The organism is Streptomyces sp. NPDC088124 (assembly GCF_040685895.1).
Taxonomy (GTDB): Bacteria; Actinomycetota; Actinomycetes; order Streptomycetales; family Streptomycetaceae; genus Streptomyces.
Window position 1 is genome coordinate 1 of the sequence record NZ_JBFBJB010000060.1, and the last position, 22,684, is coordinate 22,684.

A 22,684-nucleotide genomic window follows, 5' to 3' on the forward strand; every position below is an offset into this window, starting at 1 on the left:
CGCCGGGACGCTGGCCGTCGCGTACCGGTGGCTGCCGCGGCTCGCGGAGGGCGTGGTGCCGGTCGCCGATGTACGGCGGCCCCGTGCGGCGGCGCCCGCGCGCTCTCCACCCGGAACAGGTAGTCCGCGTACGCCTCGTCGTAGAACGCCACGCCCGCCGGGTCCGGGTCCACCACCGTCTCCGGCGCCGTCCAGGCGGCGACGTCCAGCTCCTGGCCCAGCTGCTCGCCCCGGGCGGCGACGGCGGCCAGCACGGCGCCGCGCGCGCCCGGCTCCGGGCCGCGCGCCACCCGCAGCGGCCGTCCGATGACATCGGCGAACAGCCGCAACCAGGCCTGGCTGCGCGTACCGCCGCCGCACACGGCCAGTTCGCCGGTGAGGCCGGCCGCCTCCAGACAGTGCCGCGCCGCGAAGGCGATCGCCTCGCACATGCCCCGCACCAGGTCGGCGCGGGAGGCCCGCAGATCGAGGCCGGTGAATTCGGCGCGCGCGGTGTGGTCCACGAACGGCGCGCGCTCGCCCGAGGGGGAGAGGTACGGCAGCGCGGTCACCCCCCGGGCGCCGCGCGGGGTCGCGTCCAGCAGACCGGAGACCTGCTCGTGCGCCGTGCCGGTGACCCCCAGCACCCAGTCGAGCGCGACCGTGCCGGTCATCGCCGGCAGGGCCCGCATATGGCGGTCCGGCCTGGCCAGCGCCAGATGGAAGCCCACCGGTTCCTCGTCGAACGCGACCCGCTCGACGACGACCTGGCACGCCAGCGTGGTCCCCACGATGAGCAGCCCGTCGCCCGGCTCCGTCACGCCCGCGCCGATCGCGCACGCGGGCAGGTCGTACGGTCCCGAGGTAACCGGTGTCCCGTCCGGCAGCCCCGGGACGCCGCCGCGGGCCTCCCCGTACGGCAGGGGCGCCGCGATGGGCGGCAGCAGCCCCGCGCGGTGGCCGATGCCCAGGGCCGCGAGCGCCTCGGGGGAGTAGGCGCGGGTGCGCGGGTCGAGGAAGGGGACGGACGCGTCGGAGAGATCGGTGGAGCGCTCGCCCGTCAGACGCAGATGGATGATGTCCTTGCAGCTCGCCGCGGTCGTCGCGGCGTCCAGGGAGTGCGGCTCGTGCCGGTCCAGCCAGGCCAGCAGCGGCCCGGGGGAGCCCGGGAACAGGACGTTCCCCGTCCGCCGGTACATCCGCTCCGCCGTACCGTCGTCCATCCACTCCTTGACGAGGGAGCCCGCGCGGCCGTCCATCCAGGAGAGCGCCGGGCGCACCGCGCGGCCCCGGTCGTCGGCCAGCCACAGGCCGTCGCCCTGGCCGGTGAGGGCGACGAGGGCGGGCGGCGTGCGGCCCGCCGTCACCGCGCCGACGACCTCGGTGGCGGCGCGCACCACTTCCTCGATGTCCTGTTCCACCTTGTCGCCCCGCCCGCCCAGCGAGATCGGGACCGACTCCACTCCCAGGGCCGCGCCGTCGTCCGCGAAGGCGACGGCCTTGGCGACCGAGGTACCCATGTCCACTCCGACGAACACCGTGTCTCCTCTTGTCGATTCGATTCGATGTGCTGTGTTGCGGAACCCGTGGATCTTCAGGCGACGCGGTGGGCGAGCGGCTCACCCCGCAGGAACCGGCCCACCTCGGCCGCCGCGATACGCGCCGCGTTGTGCGCCACGGCCGTGTTCGCGCCCGCCAGATGAGGCGTCATCACCAGCCGGGGAGCGGTCCGCAGCCGCGAGTCCGCGGGGGGCGGCTCCACGGCGAACACGTCGAGGCCCGCCGCCCCGAGCCGCCCCGACTCCAGCGCGTCGCACAGCGCCGCCTCGTCCAGCAGCGCGCCCCGCGCGCAGTTGACCACAACCGCGCCCTCCGGGAGCAGCGCGAGTTCACGGGCGCCGAGCAGACCGCGGGTCTCCGGCGTCAGCCGCGCGTGCAGCGACACCACGTCGGAGCGGCGCAGCAACTCGTCCAGGTCCGCGACCGGCGTACCCGCCGCGCGCAGCGCGTCCTGGTCCGCGTACGGGTCGTACAGCAGGACCCGCGCGCCGAACGCGGTCAGCGCGCGCGCCACCCGGCTGCCGACGGCGCCGCAGCCGATCAGTCCGACCGTCGCGCCGTCCAGGCCGGGGCCGCAGTTGCCGTACGTGTAGAACTCGCCCGCCCAGCGGCCCCGGGCGAGCGCGGCCGACGTCTCCGGGATCCGGCGCATCGCGGCCAGGAGCAGCCCCACCGTGTACTCGGCGGTGGCGGCGGCGTTGCGCCCCGGGGTGTTGCAGACCTGGACCCCCCGCTCCTTCGCCGCCTCCAGATTGACGTTGACGGGACCGCCCCGGCCGACCACCACCAGCCGCAGCTCGGGGGAGCCTTCGAGGACCTTGCGTGTCACCGGGGCCATCTGCGTCACACAGACCCGCGCCCCCTCCAGCGCGGCGAGGACGGTCTCCTCGTCCCCCGACGCCTCCTCGACCTCACCGACCGGGCCGAACGGCGTCAGCGGCCACTCCAGCAGCAGTTCCCCGATCGTATGACCACGACCGATCTCGGCCTCCAGTTCCCGGGTGAAGAGGTCGGGGGCGACGAAGTGGTCGCCCGCGGCGAGGATTCTCATCGGCGCGGTCTCCTTGGCGTGGACTCGGCTGACGGCAGGTCAGGCGGCGGCGGTCTCGGCGATCTCGTAGGGGACGCCGCGCTCGTCGAGCGAGCGCAGCACCTCGGGCGGGGTGCGGTCGTCGATCAGTATCAGATCGAAGGTGGTGAGCGGGGTCAGCCGGTGCAGCGCGGTGCGGCCGAGTTTGGAGTGGTCGATCATCAGGACGCTGCGCCCGGCGGCCTTGAGCATCGCGCGCTTGACGGCGACGATGCGCTGTTCCTGGTGGAAGGCGTAGTCGCCGTAGACCGACGAGGTGGAGACGAAACACAGGTCGACGCGGAGCGCCTCCACGGCCTCCACACAGGGGACCCCGAGGAACGAGTCGTGCAGCGGGTCGTAGTCGCCGCCCAGCGCCATGAGATGGAGGCCGCGCTCGTCGGCGAGGAGGTTCAGGACCTCCAGGAAGTTGGTCACGACGGTCAGCGGCTCGACGCGGGGGAGCAGCCGGGCCAGCTCCAGCGCGGTCGTCGAGTCGTCCAGCAGCACCGACATACCGGGCTCGATCAGGGTCGCGGCCCGGGCCGCGATCGCTTCCTTCTCGCGCCGCATGGTCTTCTTGCGGAACGCCACATTGCTCTCGAACACGCCGGAGGGCTGGACGGTGACCCCGCCGCGGAACTTGCGCAGCACGCCCTCGCGTTCCAGCTCGTCGATGTCGCGGTAGATCGTCATCACGCTCACGCCGAACCGCTCCGCCAGATCCGACGCCGACACCGAACCCTCGGTCAGCACATGGTCGGAAATCTCGCGGCGGCGCTGGAGGGGGCCCCGCCGGCTCTTGTCCTGTGACATTCCTCGGTCCTGTTCCAGCGACACCTCAGTAACATCAAGTTCTGAGGATATAACATTGTTTGTTGATGTACCGTCGGCAGTGTTCACCACGGACGGCGGCCCGGTCAACCCGTCGACCGACGGGGCGACGCGTTCCTCACCAGGCAGGACACGACGGATCCGGCTCGTTCGCGGCCGCCGGGACGGGGGACCGCGGCCGGGGACGACGGGTGTGAAAAGCGCCGTGGGGTCACGCGTCGCCGGACCGGCGGGCATCACCGGCCAACAACGGGAACCAGGAACCGGCAATCGGGAACCGGGAACGACGGGAAGGCGGGAGCTTGTGACGGACCCACGCCACCAGGACGTGTGGATCGGAGTCGACCTCGGCACCCAGAGCGTGCGCGCCCTCGCCGTCACCGACGACGGCCAGGTGCTCGGCCGCGGCTCCGCGCCCCTCACCGGGCACCGCGACCGGAACCGCCATGAACAGCTCCCGGCCGACTGGTGGTCGGGCGTCCGCACCGCGCTGCGCGGCACGCTCCGTACCGTCGCCGCCTCACGGGTGCGGGGCCTCTCCGTCTGCGGCACGTCCGGTACGGTCCTGCTGACCGGCCCCGACGGGGAGCCGCTCACCCCCGCGCTCATGTACGACGACGGGCGCGCCGGGGCCGAGGCCGCCCGCGCCCAGGAGGCCGGCGCCGACGTCTGGCGCTCCATGGGGCACCGCATCCAGCCGAGCTGGGCCCTCGCCAAACTCCTCTGGCTCACCGGCCCCGGAGCCGCCGAGGCGGGCGGTCCCCGTGCCGCGGGCGCGGGCGCGCTCCGGGGCGCCCGCGTCTGCCACCAGACCGACTTCGTCACCGCCCGGCTCGTCGGACACCCCGTACCGACCGACACCAGCCACGCGCTGAAGACCGGCTACGACCTGACCACCCGGTCCTGGCCCGTCGCCGTCCACGACCGACTCGGCCTCGCCGAGCTGGACTTCCCGCCCGTGGTGCTCCCCGGCACCCCGCTCGGCACGGTGTGCGCCGCGGCGGCCGACGCGACGGGGCTCGCCGTCTCCACCCCGGTCGTCGCCGGCATGACCGACGGCTGCGCCGCCCAACTCGGCTCCGGCGCCTGGGACATCGGCCAGTGGAACACCGTCCTCGGTACGACCCTCGTCCTCAAGGGCGTCACCGCGGCCCCGCTCCACGACCCCGCCGGGGTGCTCTACAGCCACCTCTCCCCGGACGGCCACTGGCTCCCCGGCGGCGCCTCCAGCGTCGGCGCGGGCGCCCTGACCCGGGCGTTCCCCGGCGCGGACCTCGCCCACCTCGACCGCCTCGCCGCCCACCGCGAACCGGCGGGCGCCGTCGCGTATCCCCTGGTCTCGCGCGGCGAGCGCTTCCCCTTCCTCGCCGCCGACGCCGAACCCTTCGTGCTCGGCACACCCCGCGACGACGCCGACCACTACGCCGCGCTGCTCCAGGGCGTCGCCCTCACCGAACGGCTCTGCCTGGCCTACCTCGGCCTGCTCGGCGCCCCCGTCGACCGGGCGGTCACCTTCACCGGCGGCGCCACCCGCAGTGCCTACTGGAACCAGCTCCGCGCGGACGTCCTCGGCCGCAGGGCCACCGTCCCCGCCCACACCGACTCGGCCCTCGGCATGGCGGTCCTCGCCGCCCACGGGGTGCGGCGCGCCGCCACCGACTCCGGCCGGGCGGGCCCCGACGCCCCCCTCTCCGACCTGCGCGGGATGGTCCGCGTCCGTACGGTCCTGGAACCGCGCCCCCGGGTCGGCGCCCGCTTCCGGGAACCCTTCACCGCCCTCGTCGACGCGCTGGAACAGCGCGGCTGGCTGCCCGCACCGACCGCCGCCTACGCACGGGAGCACGGATGAACCCCGCACCCCCTCGCACTCCGACGACCCTCTTCCTCGCGCGCCACGGCGAGACCGTCTGGCACGCGGAGAACCGCTACACCGGGGTCAGCGACATCGAACTGACCCCGCGCGGTGTCGAACAGGCCGGGGAACTCGGCGCGTGGGCGGGCGGCGCGCGGCTCGACGCGATCGTCACCTCCCCCCTCACCCGCGCCCGGCGCACCGCGGAGCCGGCCGCACGGGCGACCGGCCTGACGCCCGTCGTCGAACCGGAGCTGACCGAGATCGACTTCGGGGTGGCCGAGGGGCGCACGATCGCCGAACTCCACGCCTCCCACCCGCGCGAGACCGCCGCCTTCCTCAGTGATCCGGCAGCCCATCCGCTGCCGGGAGGCGAGGATCCGAAGGCCGCCGCGGGCCGGGGCGCCTCCGCGCTGCTGCGCCTCGCGGAGGCGCGGCCCGGCGGGCGGGTGCTGGTCGTCGCGCACAACACGCTCTTCCGGCTGGTGCTGTGCCGGCTGCTCGGGATCCCGGAGAGCGAGTACCGCAGGGTCCTGCCGGGACTGCGCAACTGCGCGATCACCGAAGTACGGGTGAGCGCGGGCGCGCCCGCGCTCATGTCGTACAACGTGCCCACAGGCAAGGCAGGGTGACGGCGGGTCGCGGGTTGTCATCCCATCGGGTCCGGGTACGTGCCCTCCGGAGCCCGCGCTCGTTGTATCGATCATGAACGTGCAACGGATTCTCACCGCAGCCGCCGCCGGTTCCGCGCTTCTCGCCGCCGTCGCCCCCTCCGCTCAGGCCCTCGACCTGGGATCGACGCTGACCAGTACGGCGAAGACCGCCGTCGCCGTCGGCCAGGAGGCCAAGCCGGTCGTCGAGGGTGTCACCGGGAACAAGTTGGGCAAGAAGGTCGGCGCCGTGAAGAAGGCAGTCCAGGCCGGAACGGACGCCGTCCAGGCAGGCAATGAACTGATCAACTGATTCCGACCAGCGAGTGCGCGGGGCGGGGCGGTGCCGACAGGCACGGTCCCGCCCCGCGCTAGGTGTCCGGCTCCAGGGATCCCGAACTCCCCAGGCGTGGTTGCCTGTTGGCCCTCTTGCGTCAACAATGCCCATGTCAAAAAACACCGAAGGAACTTCGGTCACAGAGGGGATCCCACATGAGAAAGCCTCTCCTCGGCGCGCTGCTCGCCGTCCTGCTCCTCGGAGCCGGCACGGCACCCGCGATGGCCACAAGCCATGACGCGGGCGCGCCCACGAAGGCGGTACGGACCGACGCGGCGACGGATGTCGCCGCCCCGGCACCCCAGGCCCGGCTCGCGGCGGTCGACTTCGCCGGAACGGTCGCGCTCAGCAACTGTTCAGGATCCGTCGTCCGCACGCCCCAGTCCCAGCCGACCGACCCCGCACTCGTCCTCTCCAACGGGCACTGCCTGGAGACCGGCTTCCCCGCCGCCGGACAGGTGATCGTCGACCGGGCGTCCACCCGCACGTTCACCCTGCTCAACTCGGCCGGCACCGGCGTGGCGACCCTGCGGGCCAGCAAGATCGCGTACGGGACGATGACCGACACCGACATCTCGCTGTACCAGCTCACCAGCACCTACGCCCAGATCCAGAGCGCGTACGGCATCACGGCGCTGGAACTCAACGCCGCACGCCCCGTCCAGGGCACCGCGATCAAGGTCGTCTCCGGCTACTGGAAGCGCATCTACAGCTGCAACATCGACGGCTTCGCCTATCAGCTGAAGGAGGCGAGCTGGACCTGGAAGGACTCGGTCCGCTACACCTCCGCCTGCAACACCATCGGCGGCACCTCGGGCTCGCCCGTGATCGACGACGCCACCGGAAAGGTCGTCGCCGTCAACAACACCGGCAACGAGGACGGCGCGCGCTGCACGCTCAACAACCCGTGCGAGGTCGACGCGAACGGCACCGTCACCGTTCGCCAGGGCATCAACTACGCACAGGAGACCTACGGGATCGTGGCCTGTGTCACCACCGGCAGCCGGATCGACCTGAACGCGGCGGGCTGCACCCTGCCCAAGCCGTAACCCCGTCCGGCACCCGGGCACCGTACGGAACGGCTGCCGTCCGGTCCTCAGGACGGCAGCCGCCCGTCATGCGGGCGCCGGACTGGTCGCAGCACCCGAACTCCCTTGTCCGATCGGCTATTTGAGGGGGCGGATCGACTCCAGGGTCGGGGCCGCCGGATCGATCCTCCCGTCGGCCGCGCGCGTCATCGGCGACGCCTCGGGGGCGTACGCGCCGAGCAGTCGGTCGTACTCCTCCTGGGTCACCGGCAGGACGGTGCCGTGGCGCGGGCTGGCCGGGAGTTCATAGTTCTCCGACACGGTCCAGTTGCCGGAGTCGAGGTCGGTGGTCTCGAAGGGGATGTAGCCGCGGTCCCCGAACTCGTCGATGAACAGGTACCACTTCTCCTCGGTGTTGGACTTGAAGACCGTCGGCCCCTCGCCCCGGGAGACCGAGCCCCGGCCGATGCAGTCGGCGACGAAGTCGTAGGAGGTGGAGCGCAGTTCGTCGGACTTCTCGGCGGTGATGAACTTGGCGCACGGGGTGGACGAGGAGCCGTCCCGCTCGTCCTTCGTGAAGCGGTAGTAGCTGCCGTCGTGCCGGATCACGGTCGAGTCGATGACCGAGTAACCCGGGTCGTTCCACACCTTCGCCTCGCTGAAGGTACGGAAGTCACGGGTGGTCGCGTACATCATCTTGTTGTACGTCGAGCCGGTGTGCTGCGGATCGTCGGCCGCGTAGATCTTCGAGGCCCAGAAGACGACGTACGCGTTGAGCGTGTCGTCGTAGTACGCCTCGGGGGCCCACGTGTTGCCCGCGGTGTCCGGGGCGACCTTCACCAGCCGCTGGTCGGTCCAGTTCACCAGGTCGGTGGATTCCCACACCATGATGGACTTGCTGCCGGTGCGCTGGACCTGGTCCCAGTTCCCGTTGCCGTACATCCTGAGGTCGGTGGCGATCTGGTAGAACCTGTCGCCCTCGGGGGAGCGGATGACGAACGGGTCGCGCAGCCCCTTCGTGCCCAGCTCGGAGGAGAGTACCGGCCTGCCGCCGTTCAACTCCCGCCAGTGGAGCGGGTCGTTGCCCCGGCTGAGCGCCGTGCGGATCTGCTCGCCGTCCGCGGTGCCCTCGCCGGTGAAGTAACTGAACGCGTACCCCGTGTACTTCTGCTTCGCGGGCAGTTCGCGGACGGTTGCGGGGAACGCCCGGGTGGTGCGGGCCTTGCCGCGGGTGACGGTCGCGGTGAGCCGTACGGACCGCGCGCCGGAGCCGTGCCGGGGGCGGTGGACCAGACCGGTCGCGTCGATCACCGCCGGCTTGTCGGACTTCCAGCTCACGGAGGTGGTGCCGGTGCCGGTGTCCGGCAGGGTGAGATGGCCGCGTACGTCGTCCAGACCGGCCACGGTGAGCTGCTCGGCGGCGAGTCGGGTGGCGGCCCTGTCGCTGTCGCCCGGGGACTCCGCGTACGCGGGTCCTCCGGGGACGGCGAGCAGTCCGAGCAGCAGGGCGAAGAGCGGAACGAAGCCTCTGCGTGCGGTGCGGGGGCGCATGGAGGTCCTCCCCGGACAGGATGGTCTGTGAGGTATTGCGCGTTCCTGTTGGAACGGGCCGCCTCGAAGTGTTGTCACTTGTGCGACACAGCGTCAATGGGCGTGCACGGATCGGCCGTCCCACTACCCCGGCCGGTGTCAGTGGGGCGCCGGGGTGAGGGCGACGAGCAGGCAGGCCGGGGCGGCCGGGAGTTCGACGGTCAGCTCCGCGCGCTCCGCCCGCCAGCGCGCCCGCCCGGAGGAGGCCAGGGGGTGCAGGATCTCCACGCGCGCCTCGATGCCCGCGAGATGCGGTAGGGACAGGGTGCGCGTGGCCTCCTCGTCCCGGCGCCAGAGCGACAGATAGGTCGTCCCGGGGGACGCGGCCGGCGCCCCGCCGGGCCGCAGCCCCAGCGCGACCCAGGCATCGGTCCACCGCGGCAGCCCCAGCGGCCAGAACGGCACCGCGGTGGCCAGATCGCCCCGCAGTGACTTGTACGTGGCCACCGCCTCCCGCACCAGGGCGAGTTGGGGCTCCGTCATGTGGTCCAGATGGCCGGAGAGGTGGATCCGTCCCAGCAGCGCGCTGCCGAGGGTGAACGAGATCTCCTCCGGGGTGAACCCCGGCTGCGGATAGGCCCAGACCGCGCCCTGCTCCGGCGGCACGGCCGTGGGCGCCGAGGCCGCGATCGGCGGGTAGTACAGCGGGTCCTGCTGATCACTGGTGGACTGGAGCTGGGTGACGGCCAGCGAGGCGCCGTCCATGCGCATCCCGCCGGACGCGCAGTTCTCGACGACCAGGCCCGGATGGCGGTCCAGCGCCGCACCGAGCCACTCCAGGTAGGCGCGGGTGTGGCCGAGCAGCCCGCCGCCCGGCGAGGTGTCCCCCTCGCCCTGGGTGCCGGGCGCCACACTGATGTTGTAGTCCAGCTTGAGATAGCCGACGCCCCAGTCGCCGACGATCCGGTCGATCGTCGCGTCGAGATGGGCACGGGCCGCCGGATGGCGCAGATCGAGCTGGTGACGGCCGTGTTCGGTGATCCGGACGCCGTCGCGCCGGAAGAACGCCTCGGGCGGCAGGCTCTTGGCGACCGGGCTGCGGACCCCCACCACCTCCGGTTCCAGCCAGAGCCCCGGGACCATCCCGCGCGAGCGGATGTGGTCCAGCACGGCCTGGATACCGCCGTCCGGGAAGCGGCGCTCCGAGGGCAGCCACTCGCCGACACTGTCCCACCAGCCCTTCGCCTGGTCGTCGTACCAGCCGGAGTCGATGCAGAAGTACTCCGCGCCCGCCGCCGCGGCGGCGTCGACGAGCGGCAGCAGACGCTCGGTCGTCGGGTCGCCCATCAGGGTGTTCATGTAGTCGTTGAAGACCACCGGCAGCGTGGTGTGGTCCGGGTGCGGGCGGCGGACGGCCCGGCGGTACGCGGTGAGGTGGCCGAGCGCGTCCTCGAAGTCCGCGCCCACCGCGACCGCGGCGGCGACCGTGGTGAACTCCCCGCCGGGCGCGAGCCGTTCGCGCCACTGGTGCTCGGCGTCGGTGGGCCCGTTCAGCGCGAGATAGGCGGCGCCCGCCCGCTCGCCGGTGTCCCAGCGCCACCCCGCGGCCGACTCGATCTGCCAGAGCAGCCCGTGCCCCGTGGCGCGGTCGGTCAGCCCGCCCATCGGGAGGTGGCCGTCGCTGGGCCAGCTTCCGCGTCCCACGAGGGTGAGCGCGGCACGGCTGTCGTGCTCGTGGGCCTCGTGGTTGAGCCCGGCGACCGTCTCACGCAGCGGGACGCGGTACCAACGGCACTCCGCGAGCCAGTCGTTGCGCGCGCGGTGCACGTCGAGGACATCGGGGGAGGGCAGCCCGCCCACGAGCAGGCTGCTGACCGACTGCACGACGAGCGGCTCCATCCCCTCGTTGACGAGCCGGACCTCGCTCCGCAGCACGGCCACCCCGTCGGGCGACGAGAACCGTACCTCGGCGGTCAACCCGCTGAGCGGATCGTGCAGTTCGACCGTGAGCCGGTGCCAGTCACCCTCGCGTATCGAGTGGTGCGCGCGGTGCCGCAGCCGGGAGCCGAGCGCACCGTCGAGGAAGCGCTGCCCCGACCATCCGCTTCCGTGGCCCAGCGCCGTCACCTCGACGAGCGGCAGCGCCGCCGAGCTGTCGCGGAGCCCGCCCGCGGGGGCCGCCGCGGAGGGGGCCGAACGCTCGCCCGTGACGGCGCCGCCGGTCCCGTCCGGGCGGGCCAGTCCGGTCAATCTCAGCGTGCCGTCGGGGGCGGTGGCGAACTCCGCCCGGAGCGCCGCATGCCCCCAAGTGAACGTCTCCCGCGTGCTGTTCGCCGACTGACCGGTCAACGTGTCCCCTCCCGAACCGCCGGTGCCGGCGGTGTGCGTCCGGTGCGTGAATCCTTCGTTACGGTCTCTTGACGAGCCGTGTGTGACCGGTCACAATCCTGGCATGAATGTGACCGGTCACACAAGGAAGACGGCCAAGCCGGGCGCGAAGGCGGGCCCGAGCATCCGGGACGTCGCCGCCGCGGCCGACGTCTCGTACCAGACCGTCTCCCGTGTGATCAACGGCCACCCGAGCGTCAAGCGGTCCACCCGCGAACGGGTCCTCGCCACCATCGACGAACTCGGGTTCCGGCGCAGCGCCACCGCACTCGCGCTGGCCAGCGGCCGCTCCCGGTCCGTCACCGTGCTCACCGCGAACACCACGCACCACGGCTACGCGGCGATCCTCCAGGGCATCGAGGAGGCGGCCCGCGGCGCCTCCTACGCCATGGGGATCGGTGTGCTGGAATCGGCCGAGGAGGGCGCCGTACGGGCCGACGTCCAGCGCGCCGCCGACACCGGCGGCGGGCTGATCGTGATCGCCTACGATCCGGCCGGGGTCGCGGCCCTGAACGCCGTCCCCGCCGGGCTCCCGGTCGTCGGGGTGGTCGAGACCCCCGCGCGCCCGCCCGCCGACGAACTGCCCTGGGTCTGGACCGACGACCGGCGGGCGGCCCACGAGGCCACCCGCCATCTGCTGGCGCTCGGCCACCGGACCGTGCACTACGTCGCGATCCCCTCCAGCACCCGCCGCACCGCCCCCCGGACGGCGGGGTGGCGGGCCGCGCTGCGCGAGGCGGGGGCGGCCCAGCCGCGGTGGATCCAGGGCGGCTGGGGACCTGCCGACGGGTACGCCGCCGGGCGGAAGCTGGCCGCCGACCCGGATGTCACCGCGATCCTCTGCGGCAACGACGATCTCGCGCTCGGTGTGATCCGGGCACTGCACGAGGCGGGCCGGGCGGTCCCCGGCGAGGTGAGCGTGGCCGGCTTCGACGACGCGCCCGGCTCCGCCTATCTCACCCCGTCGCTCACCTCCGTACGACTGGACTTCACCGGCCTGGGGCGGGCCGCCTTCGGGCTGCTGCACGGCGTCGTCGAGGAGTCGGCGCCGGTGGCGCCGCGCCCCCTGTCCGTACCGGAGCTGGTGGTACGGGAGAGCTCCGGCCCGCCGCCCGCCACCACCCGGGAGCCGTGACACCGCACACCACGCCAGGACCCACCGCCAGAGCGCGCCCTCCCCATGTCCCTCTACGCAGTGAGGCAGAGCCCCCGATGAAGAGAGTTCTCCCAGCCCTCGTCCTGATATGCGTGACCGCCCTCACCGCCACCGCGTGCAGCGACCCCACGGCGGGGGACGGCGGGAGCGGCGCGGACTCCGGAGCCCGGGTCGACCCCACGGCCCGGCTCGACGGTGTGAAACTGACGATGTGGACGGCGCAGAACACCGTCAACGCGCCCCGGCAGGTCATCGACGCCTTCGAGCAGGCCACCGGCGCCACCGTCGACACCCAGGCCATTCCGGACCTGTACGAGCAGAACGTACCGACCAAGCTCGCCTCGGGCGACAAGCCGGACCTGATGTTCTGGCAGCCGTCCATCTCCACACTGCCCTTCGTGCAGCCCCGGCAGAACCTCCTCACACTCGACGGCGAACCCTGGGTCGACAAGCTCGGCGACACGGAGCGCTCCCTCGGCGTCGTCGACGGCAAGCGGTACGCCGCGATCGTCACCAGCCCCGCCATGCTCGGTGTCTACTACAACAAGGACGTCTTCCGGAAGGCGGGCATCACCGAGGACCGGTTCCCCCGGAACTACGCGGAGCTGCTGAAGCTCGGGCACACGGTCAAGGACCGGACCGACGCCGCCGCGTTCTACGAGTCCGGCGGCGACAAATGGCCCATGCAGTGGCAGATGCAGGTACAGCTCACCGACCTCGACCGGCAGTGGTGGGCCGGGCTCAACTCCAACAAGGAGAAGTGGACCGACCCGGTCGTCGTGAAGGCCATCACGACCTACAAGGACCAACTCCTCGGCGCCGGACTCGCGCAGAAGAACTACCGCACCGGCACCTTCACCGGCTCCGCCGACGCGCTGTGGAACGGCGAGGCGGGCATGGTCCTCAACGTCACGTCCTTCCAGACACAGTTGCAGGCGAAGCACAGCACCGCGGAGATCGACCGCAGGATCGGCTGGTTCCCGGTCTCCAACTCGGACGCCACCGGCATGTACTCGCCCGACCAGACGAACGGGGTCGTCGCCTTCAGGACCGGCGACGAGAAGCGGCAGAACGCCGCCCGCCAGTTCCTGGCCTTCTGGCTCGGCACGGACTACGCGCAGTACATCAAGGCGATGAAGATCCCGTCCGTCCAGCCCGGCGTACCCAGCCCCGACGGGCTGCCCGGGACCTCGCTGGCCCAGCTCAAGGCGCTGCCCACCGCCAACGGTGTGTTCCAGGCCAAGGCCGTCGTCGCCCCGGACACCCATCTCTACCTCGCCGACATGATCTACGGCAAGAAGACCCCGGCGCAGGTGGCCCAGGCTATCCAGGACCAGTTCGCCCAGGTGGCCAAGGCTCAAGGCACACCAGGGTTCTGAGGGATCGGCTTATCTCGCACCTGTCCAGGCCTGCGCCTCATCACAGCCCCAGCACTGAACACTTCGGTAACGGAACACTTCAGAACGAGGGATGTCAGCCGTGGCGGAGACAGCCATACGCCCACGCAAGGCGGCGCCGCCCGCCCGCGGGAAGAGCAAACCGGTGGGACGGCTGCCCCGCGCGGCCGTCCACCACCCCTGGTGGTTCGCGCTGCCGGCGGTCGTGCTCTTCGTCGCCTTCTTCCTGGTGCCGAACCTGCTCAACTTCTACTACCCGTTCACCAACTGGTCCTCGTACCACCCCGACATCGCCTTCACCGGGCTCGACAACTTCGCCACCATCGCCGAGGACGGCTCCCTGGCCAGGGCCATCAGGACCACCCTCGGCTACGCGGCCCTGGCGGCCCTCTTCCAGAACGGCTTCGGGCTCGGCCTGGCCCTGCTCCTGGAACAGGACTCCCGCTTCAACCGCTTCTTCCGCGCCGTGTTCTTCCTGCCCGTGCTGATCTCCGCGCTCGCCGTCGGCTACGTCTTCCAGGCCCTGCTCGACCAGGACGGCGCGGTCAACTCGGTGCTCGGCACGGACATTCCCTGGCTCGGCTCCACCACCTGGACCCTCGTCCTGGTCTCCGTCATCCACGGCTGGAAGTGGATGGGCCTGTCCATGCTGATCTACCTCGCCGGGCTCAAGGGCATCCCCGGCGACATGCTGGAGGCCGCGAAGGTCGACGGCGCCGGGCCCTGGCGCACCTTCCGCTCGGTGCGCTGGCCGATGCTCGCGCCCGCCCTCACCTTCAACGTGACCACCGCCCTCATCGGCTCGATGAACACCTTCGACATCGTCCAGGCCACCACGGGCGGCGGCCCCGCCGCCTCCACCGAGGTCTTCAACATCTACATGTTCCGGGTCTTCGGACAGGGCCTGTACGCCCAGGCCTCCGCGATGAGCCTCGTCCTCTTCCTGATCGTGGTCGCCATCGCGATCCCCCTCGTCATCGGGCTGCGCCGAAGGGAGCAGATGCTGTGACCACCGCTCACGCCCCGGCGGCGGCCCGCCGCGCACCGGTCCCCGGCCGGGAGTCGCGCGCCTGGCGCCACGGGCGCCCCGTCCTGGTGGTGCTGCTCGCGGCCGTCGCCGTCGGCGTACCCCTGTGGCTGGTCCTCGTCACCTCGGCCAAGCCGCAGGGCGAGGCGGTCCGGCCGGGCCTCGATCCGCCCCGGCAGTGGCAGCCCGCCGACAACTACGCGGACGCCGTCGGCCAGGGCGAGATGCTCCGGGGCTTCGTCAACTCCCTCCTGGTGGTGGTGCCTTCGGTGGCGCTGGTGCTGATCCTCGGCGCGGGCGCGGCCTGGGTCTTCGCGCGCCGCTCGTCCCGGCTGGTCTCGGCGGCGTACGCGCTGACCATCAGCGGCCTCCTGCTGCCGCCCGCCGTGATCACCATCGTGATGGAACTGCGCCAGCTCGGACTCGCCGGCACCCGCCCCGGCATGATCGCCGTCTACACCGGCATGTATCTGTCCACCTCGGTCTTCTTCATGACCGGGTTCATCCGCACCATCCCCACCGAACTGGAGGAAGCGGCCCGGATCGACGGCGCCGGGCCGGCGCGGATCTTCCTGCGCGTCGTCCTGCCGCTGCTGCGGCCGGTGATCGCCACCGCGACGATCATGGTGATGCTCTATGCCTGGAGCGACATCTTCTACGCCTTCTTCGTTCTCGGCGGCTCGGACGCGGCGACCCTGCCCATCAACCTGTACCAGGTCGCCGGAGCGCAGCTCTACCTCAACAACTGGCACCTCATCTTCGCGTACGTGGTGGTGATGAGCCTGCCGATGGTCGCCGTCTTCCTGGTGGCCCAGCGCAGGATCGTGTCCGGAATCACCAGCGGAGCCGTCAAGTAACGTCGAGCAACCGGAGGTTCAGTGAGTACGACCCGCACGTCCCGTATCCCGCGCACACCGGGCAGGACCAGACACCGCGCGTCCACCGCCATCGGCGCGACCTTGCTGGGAGCAGCGTTGACCACAGGATTCCTGCCCGCCGCCCAGGCCGGGGAGCCCGCCCCGGCCGCGGCCCAGCGGCTCACCGTCGACCTCGCCGCCCCCGAGGGCGAGGTCATGCTCGGCGCGAACGGCGCGCTCTACGGGCTGGGTGACGACGGGGTGCCGAGCGACGCCGCCCTGGCGCCGCTGAAGCTCACCAGCGTCTCGCAGAAGCCGGAGGGCGGGGCGCAGCACCCCAACGGGGACGCGATATCGGTCTCGAAGTCGTTCCTCCGCAACGGCGGCGGGGACATCCTCGTGCTGATGCAGGACATGTACGCCAAGTGGCCGTACGAGGACCTCGGTATCGACGACTACCTCACGAAGGTGGACCGGATCACCGCGGACATCGCCGCCGCTCCCGACAGCGAGCACTTCGTCTATGTGCCGTTCAACGAGCCCGACCAGATCTGGTACAACCTGGGCGTCGCCGACCAGGCGGCGTACGAGGTCAACCGCGACCGCTTCCTCAAGGACTGGAAGACGGTCTACCAGCGGATCCGCGCGATCGACCCGGACGCCCGGATCGCGGGGCCCAACGAGTCCGGCTACCACACACGGCTGCTGACGGACTTCCTCACCTTCGCCAAGAGGGAGAACGTCCTGCCGGACGTCACCACCTGGCACGAGCTCGGCCCCTCCTCGCTGCGGGACTTCCAAGCCCACCACGACAACTACCGCGCCATCGAGAAGAGCCTCGGCATCGGCCCGCTGCCCGTCAACATCGACGAGTACGCCAACCGCCGTGACCTGTCGGTCCCGGGCCAACTGGTCCAGTGGGTCTCGATGTTCGAGCGGAACAAGGTCTCCGCGAACCAGGCGTACTGGGACGCCGCCGGCAACCTCAGCGGCAACGTCGTCCACACCAACATCCCCAACGGCGGCTGGTGGTTCTTCCGCTGGTACGCGGGCCTGACCGGGCAGACCGTGAAGGTCACCCCGCCGTCCCCCCACACCGTCGACACCCTCCAGGGGCTGGCCTCGTCCGACCCCGCGCGCCGGCAGGCGCAGGTGCTGCTGGGCGGCTCGTCCGGCGACGCGGAGGTCTCCGTGCGCCGGGTCGATCCGGCGGTCTTCGGGACCTCGGTCACCGCGACCGTCGCCGAGGCCGCCTGGTCCGGTTACGAGGGACAGCACGCCGCTCCACGGGTGCTGTCCCGTACGAAACTGCGCGTCGCCGCGGACGGCACCGTGACCGTACCGCTCACGGGCCTGGACAAGATGTCCGCCTACCGGATCCTGCTCACCCCGGCGGGCTCCGGGGTGCCCGCCACGCCCGCCGTGCCGTGGTCCGCGTCGTACGAGGCGGAGGACGCGCGGATCACCGGCGGTCAGGTCTACACCCAGGGCACCGTCTCCGACGCCAACGGGTACGCGGCCTCCGGCACCAAGGACGTCGGCTCGCTCAACACCGAGGCCAGCAAGGTCGACTTCACCGTCGACGTGCCGGCCACCGGCCCGTACGACCTGTCGGTCCTGTACGGCAACCAGTCCGGCGCCCCGGCCACCCAGCGGCTCTCGGTCGACGGCGGCGCGGCGCGCACGGTCGGCTACCCGTCCACCCAGAACTGGCTCTACCGGGCGAAGCAGGACGTGACGGTCGAGCTCACCGCGGGCCGCCACACCCTCACCCTGGCCAAGGGCACCGGCGAGGTCACCCTCGACCGGATCGACCTGACGGCCCGCACCACACCGGCGACCGCGTACGAGGCCACGTTCGCCGACATCTCCGGCAGTGTGTCCTACGACTACCGGGACGCGACCGGCACCGGTACGGGCGCGCTCGTCCTGGGTTCCGGCGGCACGGCGGTGCTCGACGTGTACGCCCCGCGCGACGGGTACTACACGGTGACCTCACGCGCCTCCGCCGCCGTACGGCTCTCGCTGCACGGCGAGACCGTCACCGCCGCCCCGGACCGGGCACTCAAGCTGTACCTCGTGGCGGGCAACAACCGGATCACCGCCTCGGGCCGGGCGGCGCTGCGCTCCCTCGACGTGGCGGGCGCGGGCACCTCGGCCGGATCCGTCGCCCACGAGGGCGAGCGGGCCACGCTGGCGGGCGGCGCCCGGCTCGTGGCGAGCGCCGGTGCCTCGGCCGGTACGTACATCGGTTGGCTGGGCAACAGCGCGGCGAGCACCGCCACCTTCACGGTCGACGCGCCCCGTGCGGGACAGTACGTCCTGGTGCTCTCGTACAGCCACAACGACCGCCGTGACAACGGCCATGCCTACAACACCGACATCATGTCCCGCACCGCCGACATCACCGTCGGCGGCGACACCCGGCGGGTGACCTTCAAGAACACCTGGAGCTGGGACGACTTCTGGACCCTCGGTGTCCCGGTCACCCTGAAGCCGGGTGCCAACACCCTCACGATCGGGAACGCGTCCGCCTGGGCGCCGAACATCGACAGGATCGAGCTGGCCCCGGTCCGGGGCTGACCCACCGGCCGGGCGGCCGGGTGCACCGGCGGCCGGTACAGCCCGGCATACCCGCACAACGACCGAGGACCGGCCCTCCCGGGCCGGTCCTCGGCTGCGTCACACGATGCACATGAAGCCGGCTACGACGTCACGTCGGTGATCCTCCAGCGCTGGTTGGTACCGGAGTTGGGCGTCCACACGGAGACCCGTGAGCCGTCCGCCGTCGCCTGGCCCGGGACTTCGAGCAGCTTGCCGCTCTCCGCGCCGACCAGGGTGTAGGTGGAGTCACCTGTGGTGGACAGGATCCACTGGGCGGCCCCGCCGGCCCTGCCCCGGTCCGGCTCCAGCACGGCGGCCCCGTCCCGCACCGCCAGCCGCAGCTTCCGCTCCGCGTCGCGTACGACGTAGCGGTCCCGGTTGCCGGTGCCGTTCGACACCTTCTCGATCCGCCACCGCTGGCCGGTGTCGGCCGTGTCGGGGGTGCGGATGACGGTGCCGGTGGCGTCGTCCGAGACGTCGAGCGACTTGCCGCTGCCCACGCCGGTCAGGGTGTAGCTGTGCCCACGCTGGAGCTCCGCGGCGTCCTTCGCGACCCCCGAGACCCCCTTGACCAGCAGACTGGTCACCGACTGGGCGGGTACGGTGACGGTCGCGCCGCCGTTCCTCACGGCCACCGGAGCACCCTTGACGAGGGCGCCGCCCGCGTCGGTGACCACGGGGGTGACCGTCGCGTCCCGGGCGATCCGGCCGAATCCGGAGAGGTCCACGGTCACGGCGCGCGCCGCGGTGGTGTCGTTGACGTGGACGACGGTGGCGCTCCGCCCGGAGGCGGAGACGGCCGCCGCGCTCGCGGTGTCGTCGGTCTTCACCAGCCGGTCGCCCGGCTTGATGAAGTGGGTGAAGTTCCGGGCCGTGTTGAACTTGGTGTTGGTCCGGACCGGGCAGGTCTCCAGGGTGTCCTGCGCGGCGCAGCTGAACGGCACCTGGATGGAGCCCCAGTTGCCGCCCTTCGCGGACTCGCCGCCCGGCTTCATGTTGTCGTAGTCCTCCACCGGCTGCCAGAACAGCCAGGCGGTGGGCTCCAGTTCGCGCAGGTCGTCCACCATGTGCTTGGCGAGCCCGAGCCCCGGACGCATGCTGGTGAAGTCCTGGCCGTCGCCCCAGTCGCCGTCGACCTCGCTCATCCACAGCGGCTTGTCGGCCGCCTTGGCGATGTCCCGCGCGGTGGTCCGGCCCCCGGTGCCGTACGTGTGGACGTTGAGCTGTGAGACCAGGTCCCGTACGTCCTGCGGGTAGGACTCCCAGTTGCGGGCGAACGTGGTGGGGTTGGTCTCGTCCATCGCCGAGATCACCGCGTCGGTCTTCGACGTGCCCAGCTTCGCCGCGAGCGCCCTGATGACCTGCTGCTGACGCTCGGGGCCGATGTGGGCGCCCTCCTGCCGGCCGCCGATCGGCTCACCGTCCGGACCCAGGGTGGTGCCCCAGTAGGAGGTGTTGGGCTCGTTGAACGGGTCGATGGTGTCGACCTTGATCCGGCTCGACTTCTCCAGCCGCTCCACGGCGCCGGTCAGATACGCCGCGAAGTCGTCCACCGAGCCGGGCTTGAGCTGGTCCTGTCCGGCCTGGAAGTTGCCGGAGACGTAGCCGCTCTCGGTCATGAACCACGGCGGCGAGTTGGAGAACGCCTCCCAGTGGGTGATGTCCTTGGCGATCCGGTTCACCCACCAGCGCTGCGTGGCGTCGGCGTTCGGATTCCAGTCGGCCGGGTCGTCCGCCGACCACCAGGTGGTGTCCTCGCGCGTGGTGCCCTCCGGCGCCTTCCACCAGCCCTGCACCGCACCACCCGCGCGCAGGTAGTCCCGTACGTCCGGGGCGTTTCCGCCGCCGATGTTGTAACGGGCGATGTTCAGCGCGAGCCCGTCGTCGCCGAAGACCAGCTTGGCGAGCTTCTCGCGGATCGCCGGGGGATAGCCGCCGGTGGCGTTGGCGAACCAGACCAGGCTGGTGCCCCAGCCCTCGAACTCCTGTCCCTGGTACGAGGGGTCCGGCCGTACGGTGACGGCGGAGCCCGGCTCGGCCGCGGCGGCGACCGGCAGCGGTCCGCCGGCCAGTACACCGCCGGTGGCCAGAACGACGGCCAGGGCCGCCGGCAGATACCGGATGGTACGTGGTCGCTTCATCGTGGGGTCTTCCCTTGTCCTCGTCGCGTCATCGGGGGAGAACTGCGCACGTGCCTGTCGGAGGGGTGGGCGGGGGCGTACGTCCCTTCTCCGCGGATCCGCGGATCTACGGATCTGGGTATCTGCGGATCTGCGGTGGAGGCTCTCAGCGGCGTACCACCGCGACGCCGCGCGGGCCGAGAACGAGGGGCTGCCCGGCGGGGCGCTCGTCCGCCCCGGCGGTGAGTGCGAGCAGGGCCCCGTCCACACCGGGGAGTTCGACGGACTCGTCGGTGCGGTTGACGAGGAACCAGTAGGCGGTGTCGCCGTGGCCGCGCACCACCAGCTCGACCCGGCCGCGGGCCGCCGCGGGCAGCTCGCCGCTCACCCCGGCGCCGTCGAGCAGCCGGGCGAGCACCCCCCGTACCCCGTCGGCACCGAGCCGGGTGGAGACGTACGCGGCGGACCCCCGGCCCACCGGGCGCCGGGTGATCGCGGGGCGGCCCGCCTGGTCGCCGGAGGTGTACGAGGCGAGCACCTCCACCGCGTCGTCGGTGAGGGTGATCGGGTCCGTCCACAGCGTGCCGGTGGAACCGTCGTCCAGGGTGACGCTCCGGCCCTCGGGCAGCGGTGCGAACTCCTCGATCCTGATGCCCAGCAGATCGCGCAGCGCGCCCGGGTAACCGCCGAGCCACGCGTGGTCGTTCTCGTCCACCACACCGGAGAAGTAGGTGGTGACGAGGTGGCCGCCGTTCTCCACGAAGCTGTTCAGCTCCTTGGCGAGGGCGCGCGGCACCACATGCAGGATCGGCGCCACGACCAGGTCATAGCCGTCGAGTGCGCCCCCGCGGTGCACGACGTCGGCCCGTACCCCGAGGGCCAGGAACGCCGAGTACCAGTCGAGCGCCTCCTGCCGGTAGCGCAGCAGGGAGGTCGGGTGGGAGTCCTGTTCGCTGGCCCACCACGACTCCCAGTCGAAGAGGATCGCCGCCCGCGCGGGGTGCCGGGTGGACCCGGCGACCTCGGACAGCTCGCCCAGCAGCGCGCCGAGCCGGGTCACCGAGCGGAACACCTCGCTGTCGGCACCGGCGTGCGGCACCATCGCCGAGTGGTACTTCTCGGCGCCCGCCGCGGACTGCCGCCACTGGAAGTAGCAGACGGCGTCGGCGCCGTGCGCCACGTGGAGCAGCGAGTCGCGGGCCAGCTCGCCCGGGCGCTTGGCCAGGTTGACCCGCTGCCAGTTGACCGCGCTGGTGGAGTGCTCCATCAGGAACCACGGATGCCCGCCCGCGAGCGAGCCCGTGAGATTCGCGGAGAACGACAGCTCATCGAGGGCCTGCGGGCCCGGGTGGACGTAGTGGTCGTTGGAGACGAAGTCCACCTCGTGCGCCCAGTCGGCGTAGTGCATGCCCTTCGTCTCGCCCATCACCATGAAGTTGGTGGTGACCGGCACCTCGGGGGTGAGCCGGTACAGCACCTCGCGCTCGGCGCGCAGATGCTCCTTCAGGGCGTCCGAGGAGAAACGCTTGAAGTCGAGCTGCTGACTCGGGTTGGGGTGCGAGGCGGCCAGCCGGGGCGGCAGGATCTGCTCCCACTCCGTGTAGCGCTGGGACCAGAAGGCCGTGCCCCAGGCGTGGTTGAGCGCCTCGACCGTGCCGTAGCGGGCGGCCAGCCAAGTCCGGAACGCGCGGGCCGCGTCGTCGGAGAAGTCGTAGACGTTGTGACAGCCCAGCTCGTTGGAGACGTGCCAGGCGACGAGCGCCGGGTGGTCGCCGTACCGCTCGGCCATGGCGGTGACGAGCTTCAGCGCGTATGTACGGAACACCGGCGAGGTGGGCCGCCAGTGCTGGCGGGCGCCCGGCCACACCGTCTCACCCTTCGGGCCCACCGGGAGGATCTCGGGGTGCAGCGTGGTGAGCCACGGGGGCGGGGACGCGGTCGCCGTGGCCAGGTCGACGGAGATCCCGCCGGCGTGCAGGAGATCCATGATCTCGTCGAGCCAGCCGAAGTCCCAGACATCGGGGCCGGGTTGGATGCGGGCCCAGGAGAAGATGGCGAGGGACACGATGTTCACACCGGCCTCGCGCATCAGCCGGATGTCTTCGGGCCACACCTCGCGCGGCCACTGCTCCGGGTTGTAGTCGGCGCCGTAGGCGAACCCCGGTGCGGTGGCGTCGTGCGGCCGGCGCAGCCAGCGGGGCGACGGGGCGCGGGTCATCTTGCTCCTCGGGAAGATCGTGCCGGGTCCGCGCGGTCCGGGCGGACCGCGGGCACCGGGTGGTGGCGGGCGGCGACT

The 22,684-nt window shown here is 71.9% G+C and carries 15 protein-coding genes and 1 pseudogene; 9 read left to right on the forward strand and 7 right to left on the reverse strand.

All coding sequences use genetic code 11. The annotated features are described in order from the left end of the window. From AB0P17_RS34905 to AB0P17_RS34915, 3 genes are all read right to left on the reverse strand, one after another. The coding region (locus AB0P17_RS34905) for an FGGY-family carbohydrate kinase (RefSeq protein WP_365817499.1) at window positions 1-1,517 on the reverse strand (1,517 nt) is incomplete at its 3' end. A gap of 56 nt (window positions 1,518-1,573) precedes the next feature. After that, window positions 1,574-2,590 (reverse strand): 2-hydroxyacid dehydrogenase, encoded by a 1,017-nt coding sequence (locus AB0P17_RS34910; RefSeq protein ID WP_365817501.1) that lies wholly within the window; start codon window positions 2,588-2,590, stop codon window positions 1,574-1,576. 39 nt (window positions 2,591-2,629) lie between these two features. Beyond that, on the reverse strand, window positions 2,630-3,424 hold the full coding sequence (locus AB0P17_RS34915) for a DeoR/GlpR family DNA-binding transcription regulator (protein ID WP_365817503.1): 795 nt from the start codon (window positions 3,422-3,424) through the stop codon (window positions 2,630-2,632). Between the two features lie 322 nt (window positions 3,425-3,746). On the opposite strand from AB0P17_RS34915, the gene AB0P17_RS34920 reads away from it, so the two are divergent. The 4 genes from AB0P17_RS34920 (at window position 3,747) to AB0P17_RS34935 (ending at window position 7,330) form a co-directional block, all read left to right on the forward strand. Beyond that, the gene (locus AB0P17_RS34920; RefSeq protein WP_365817505.1) at window positions 3,747-5,291 is read left to right on the forward strand and encodes an FGGY family carbohydrate kinase; all 1,545 of its coding nucleotides are present in this window, start codon (window positions 3,747-3,749) and stop codon (window positions 5,289-5,291) included. Continuing rightward, entirely contained in the window at window positions 5,288-5,926 is a 639-nt protein-coding gene (locus AB0P17_RS34925) for a histidine phosphatase family protein (RefSeq protein WP_365817507.1), read from the forward strand. The genes AB0P17_RS34920 and AB0P17_RS34925 overlap by 4 nt, the downstream gene beginning before the upstream one ends. Window positions 5,927-5,999: 73 nt before the next feature. Further along, complete coding sequence (locus AB0P17_RS34930; protein ID WP_365817509.1) at window positions 6,000-6,257, forward strand: hypothetical protein; 258 nt, start codon at window positions 6,000-6,002, stop codon at window positions 6,255-6,257. A 179-nt stretch (window positions 6,258-6,436) separates the two neighbouring features. Continuing rightward, window positions 6,437-7,330 (forward strand): serine protease, encoded by an 894-nt coding sequence (locus AB0P17_RS34935; protein ID WP_365817511.1) that lies wholly within the window; start codon window positions 6,437-6,439, stop codon window positions 7,328-7,330. Window positions 7,331-7,531: 201 nt separating this feature from the next. Here AB0P17_RS34935 and AB0P17_RS34940 read toward each other — a convergent pair. Together AB0P17_RS34940 and AB0P17_RS34945 are read right to left on the reverse strand one after the other, a co-directional pair. Further along, window positions 7,532-8,743: pseudogene (locus AB0P17_RS34940) on the reverse strand (glycoside hydrolase family 43 protein); the annotation flags it as partial. Between the two features lie 255 nt (window positions 8,744-8,998). Continuing rightward, the gene (locus AB0P17_RS34945; protein ID WP_365817513.1) at window positions 8,999-11,188 is read right to left on the reverse strand and encodes a glycoside hydrolase family 36 protein; all 2,190 of its coding nucleotides are present in this window, start codon (window positions 11,186-11,188) and stop codon (window positions 8,999-9,001) included. A 103-nt stretch (window positions 11,189-11,291) separates the two neighbouring features. Between AB0P17_RS34945 and AB0P17_RS34950 the strand changes: the two genes are divergently transcribed. From AB0P17_RS34950 to AB0P17_RS34970, 5 genes are all read left to right on the forward strand, one after another. Then, window positions 11,292-12,362, forward strand: coding sequence for a substrate-binding domain-containing protein (locus AB0P17_RS34950; RefSeq protein WP_365817515.1), 1,071 nt, complete (start codon window positions 11,292-11,294; stop codon window positions 12,360-12,362). A 77-nt stretch (window positions 12,363-12,439) separates the two neighbouring features. Further along, window positions 12,440-13,762, forward strand: coding sequence for an ABC transporter substrate-binding protein (locus AB0P17_RS34955; protein ID WP_365817517.1), 1,323 nt, complete (start codon window positions 12,440-12,442; stop codon window positions 13,760-13,762). 100 nt (window positions 13,763-13,862) lie between these two features. After that, window positions 13,863-14,789, forward strand: a complete 927-nt coding sequence (locus AB0P17_RS34960) for a sugar ABC transporter permease (RefSeq protein ID WP_365817519.1) — start codon at window positions 13,863-13,865, stop codon at window positions 14,787-14,789. Next, window positions 14,786-15,664 (forward strand): carbohydrate ABC transporter permease, encoded by an 879-nt coding sequence (locus tag AB0P17_RS34965; RefSeq protein WP_365817521.1) that lies wholly within the window; start codon window positions 14,786-14,788, stop codon window positions 15,662-15,664. Before AB0P17_RS34960 ends, AB0P17_RS34965 begins: the two co-directional genes overlap by 4 nt. Window positions 15,665-15,880: 216 nt before the next feature. Then, on the forward strand, window positions 15,881-18,247 hold the full coding sequence (locus AB0P17_RS34970; protein ID WP_365817585.1) for a CBM35 domain-containing protein: 2,367 nt from the start codon (window positions 15,881-15,883) through the stop codon (window positions 18,245-18,247). 122 nt (window positions 18,248-18,369) lie between these two features. On the opposite strand, the gene AB0P17_RS34975 is transcribed toward AB0P17_RS34970, so the two are convergent. Together AB0P17_RS34975 and AB0P17_RS34980 are read right to left on the reverse strand one after the other, a co-directional pair. Beyond that, the gene (locus AB0P17_RS34975; RefSeq protein WP_365817523.1) at window positions 18,370-20,409 is read right to left on the reverse strand and encodes an RICIN domain-containing protein; all 2,040 of its coding nucleotides are present in this window, start codon (window positions 20,407-20,409) and stop codon (window positions 18,370-18,372) included. A 145-nt stretch (window positions 20,410-20,554) separates the two neighbouring features. Next, window positions 20,555-22,606: a beta-galactosidase gene (locus AB0P17_RS34980; protein ID WP_365817525.1), complete on the reverse strand. Its 2,052-nt coding sequence runs from the start codon at window positions 22,604-22,606 to the stop codon at window positions 20,555-20,557. Window positions 22,607-22,684 lie beyond the last annotated feature (78 nt).

Coding starts and splice junctions, on each gene's coding strand:
- AB0P17_RS34910 (WP_365817501.1), bottom strand. CDS start 2,590: ATGAGAATCCTCGCCGCGGGCGACCACTTCGTCGCCCCCGACCTCTTC.
- AB0P17_RS34915 (WP_365817503.1), bottom strand. CDS start 3,424: ATGTCACAGGACAAGAGCCGGCGGGGCCCCCTCCAGCGCCGCCGCGAG.
- AB0P17_RS34925 (WP_365817507.1), top strand. CDS start 5,288: ATGAACCCCGCACCCCCTCGCACTCCGACGACCCTCTTCCTCGCGCGC.
- AB0P17_RS34930 (WP_365817509.1), top strand. CDS start 6,000: ATGAACGTGCAACGGATTCTCACCGCAGCCGCCGCCGGTTCCGCGCTT.
- AB0P17_RS34935 (WP_365817511.1), top strand. CDS start 6,437: ATGAGAAAGCCTCTCCTCGGCGCGCTGCTCGCCGTCCTGCTCCTCGGA.
- AB0P17_RS34950 (WP_365817515.1), top strand. CDS start 11,292: ATGAATGTGACCGGTCACACAAGGAAGACGGCCAAGCCGGGCGCGAAG.
- AB0P17_RS34955 (WP_365817517.1), top strand. CDS start 12,440: ATGAAGAGAGTTCTCCCAGCCCTCGTCCTGATATGCGTGACCGCCCTC.
- AB0P17_RS34970 (WP_365817585.1), top strand. CDS start 15,881: ATGCTCGGCGCGAACGGCGCGCTCTACGGGCTGGGTGACGACGGGGTG.
- AB0P17_RS34975 (WP_365817523.1), bottom strand. CDS start 20,409: ATGAAGCGACCACGTACCATCCGGTATCTGCCGGCGGCCCTGGCCGTC.
- AB0P17_RS34980 (WP_365817525.1), bottom strand. CDS start 22,606: ATGACCCGCGCCCCGTCGCCCCGCTGGCTGCGCCGGCCGCACGACGCC.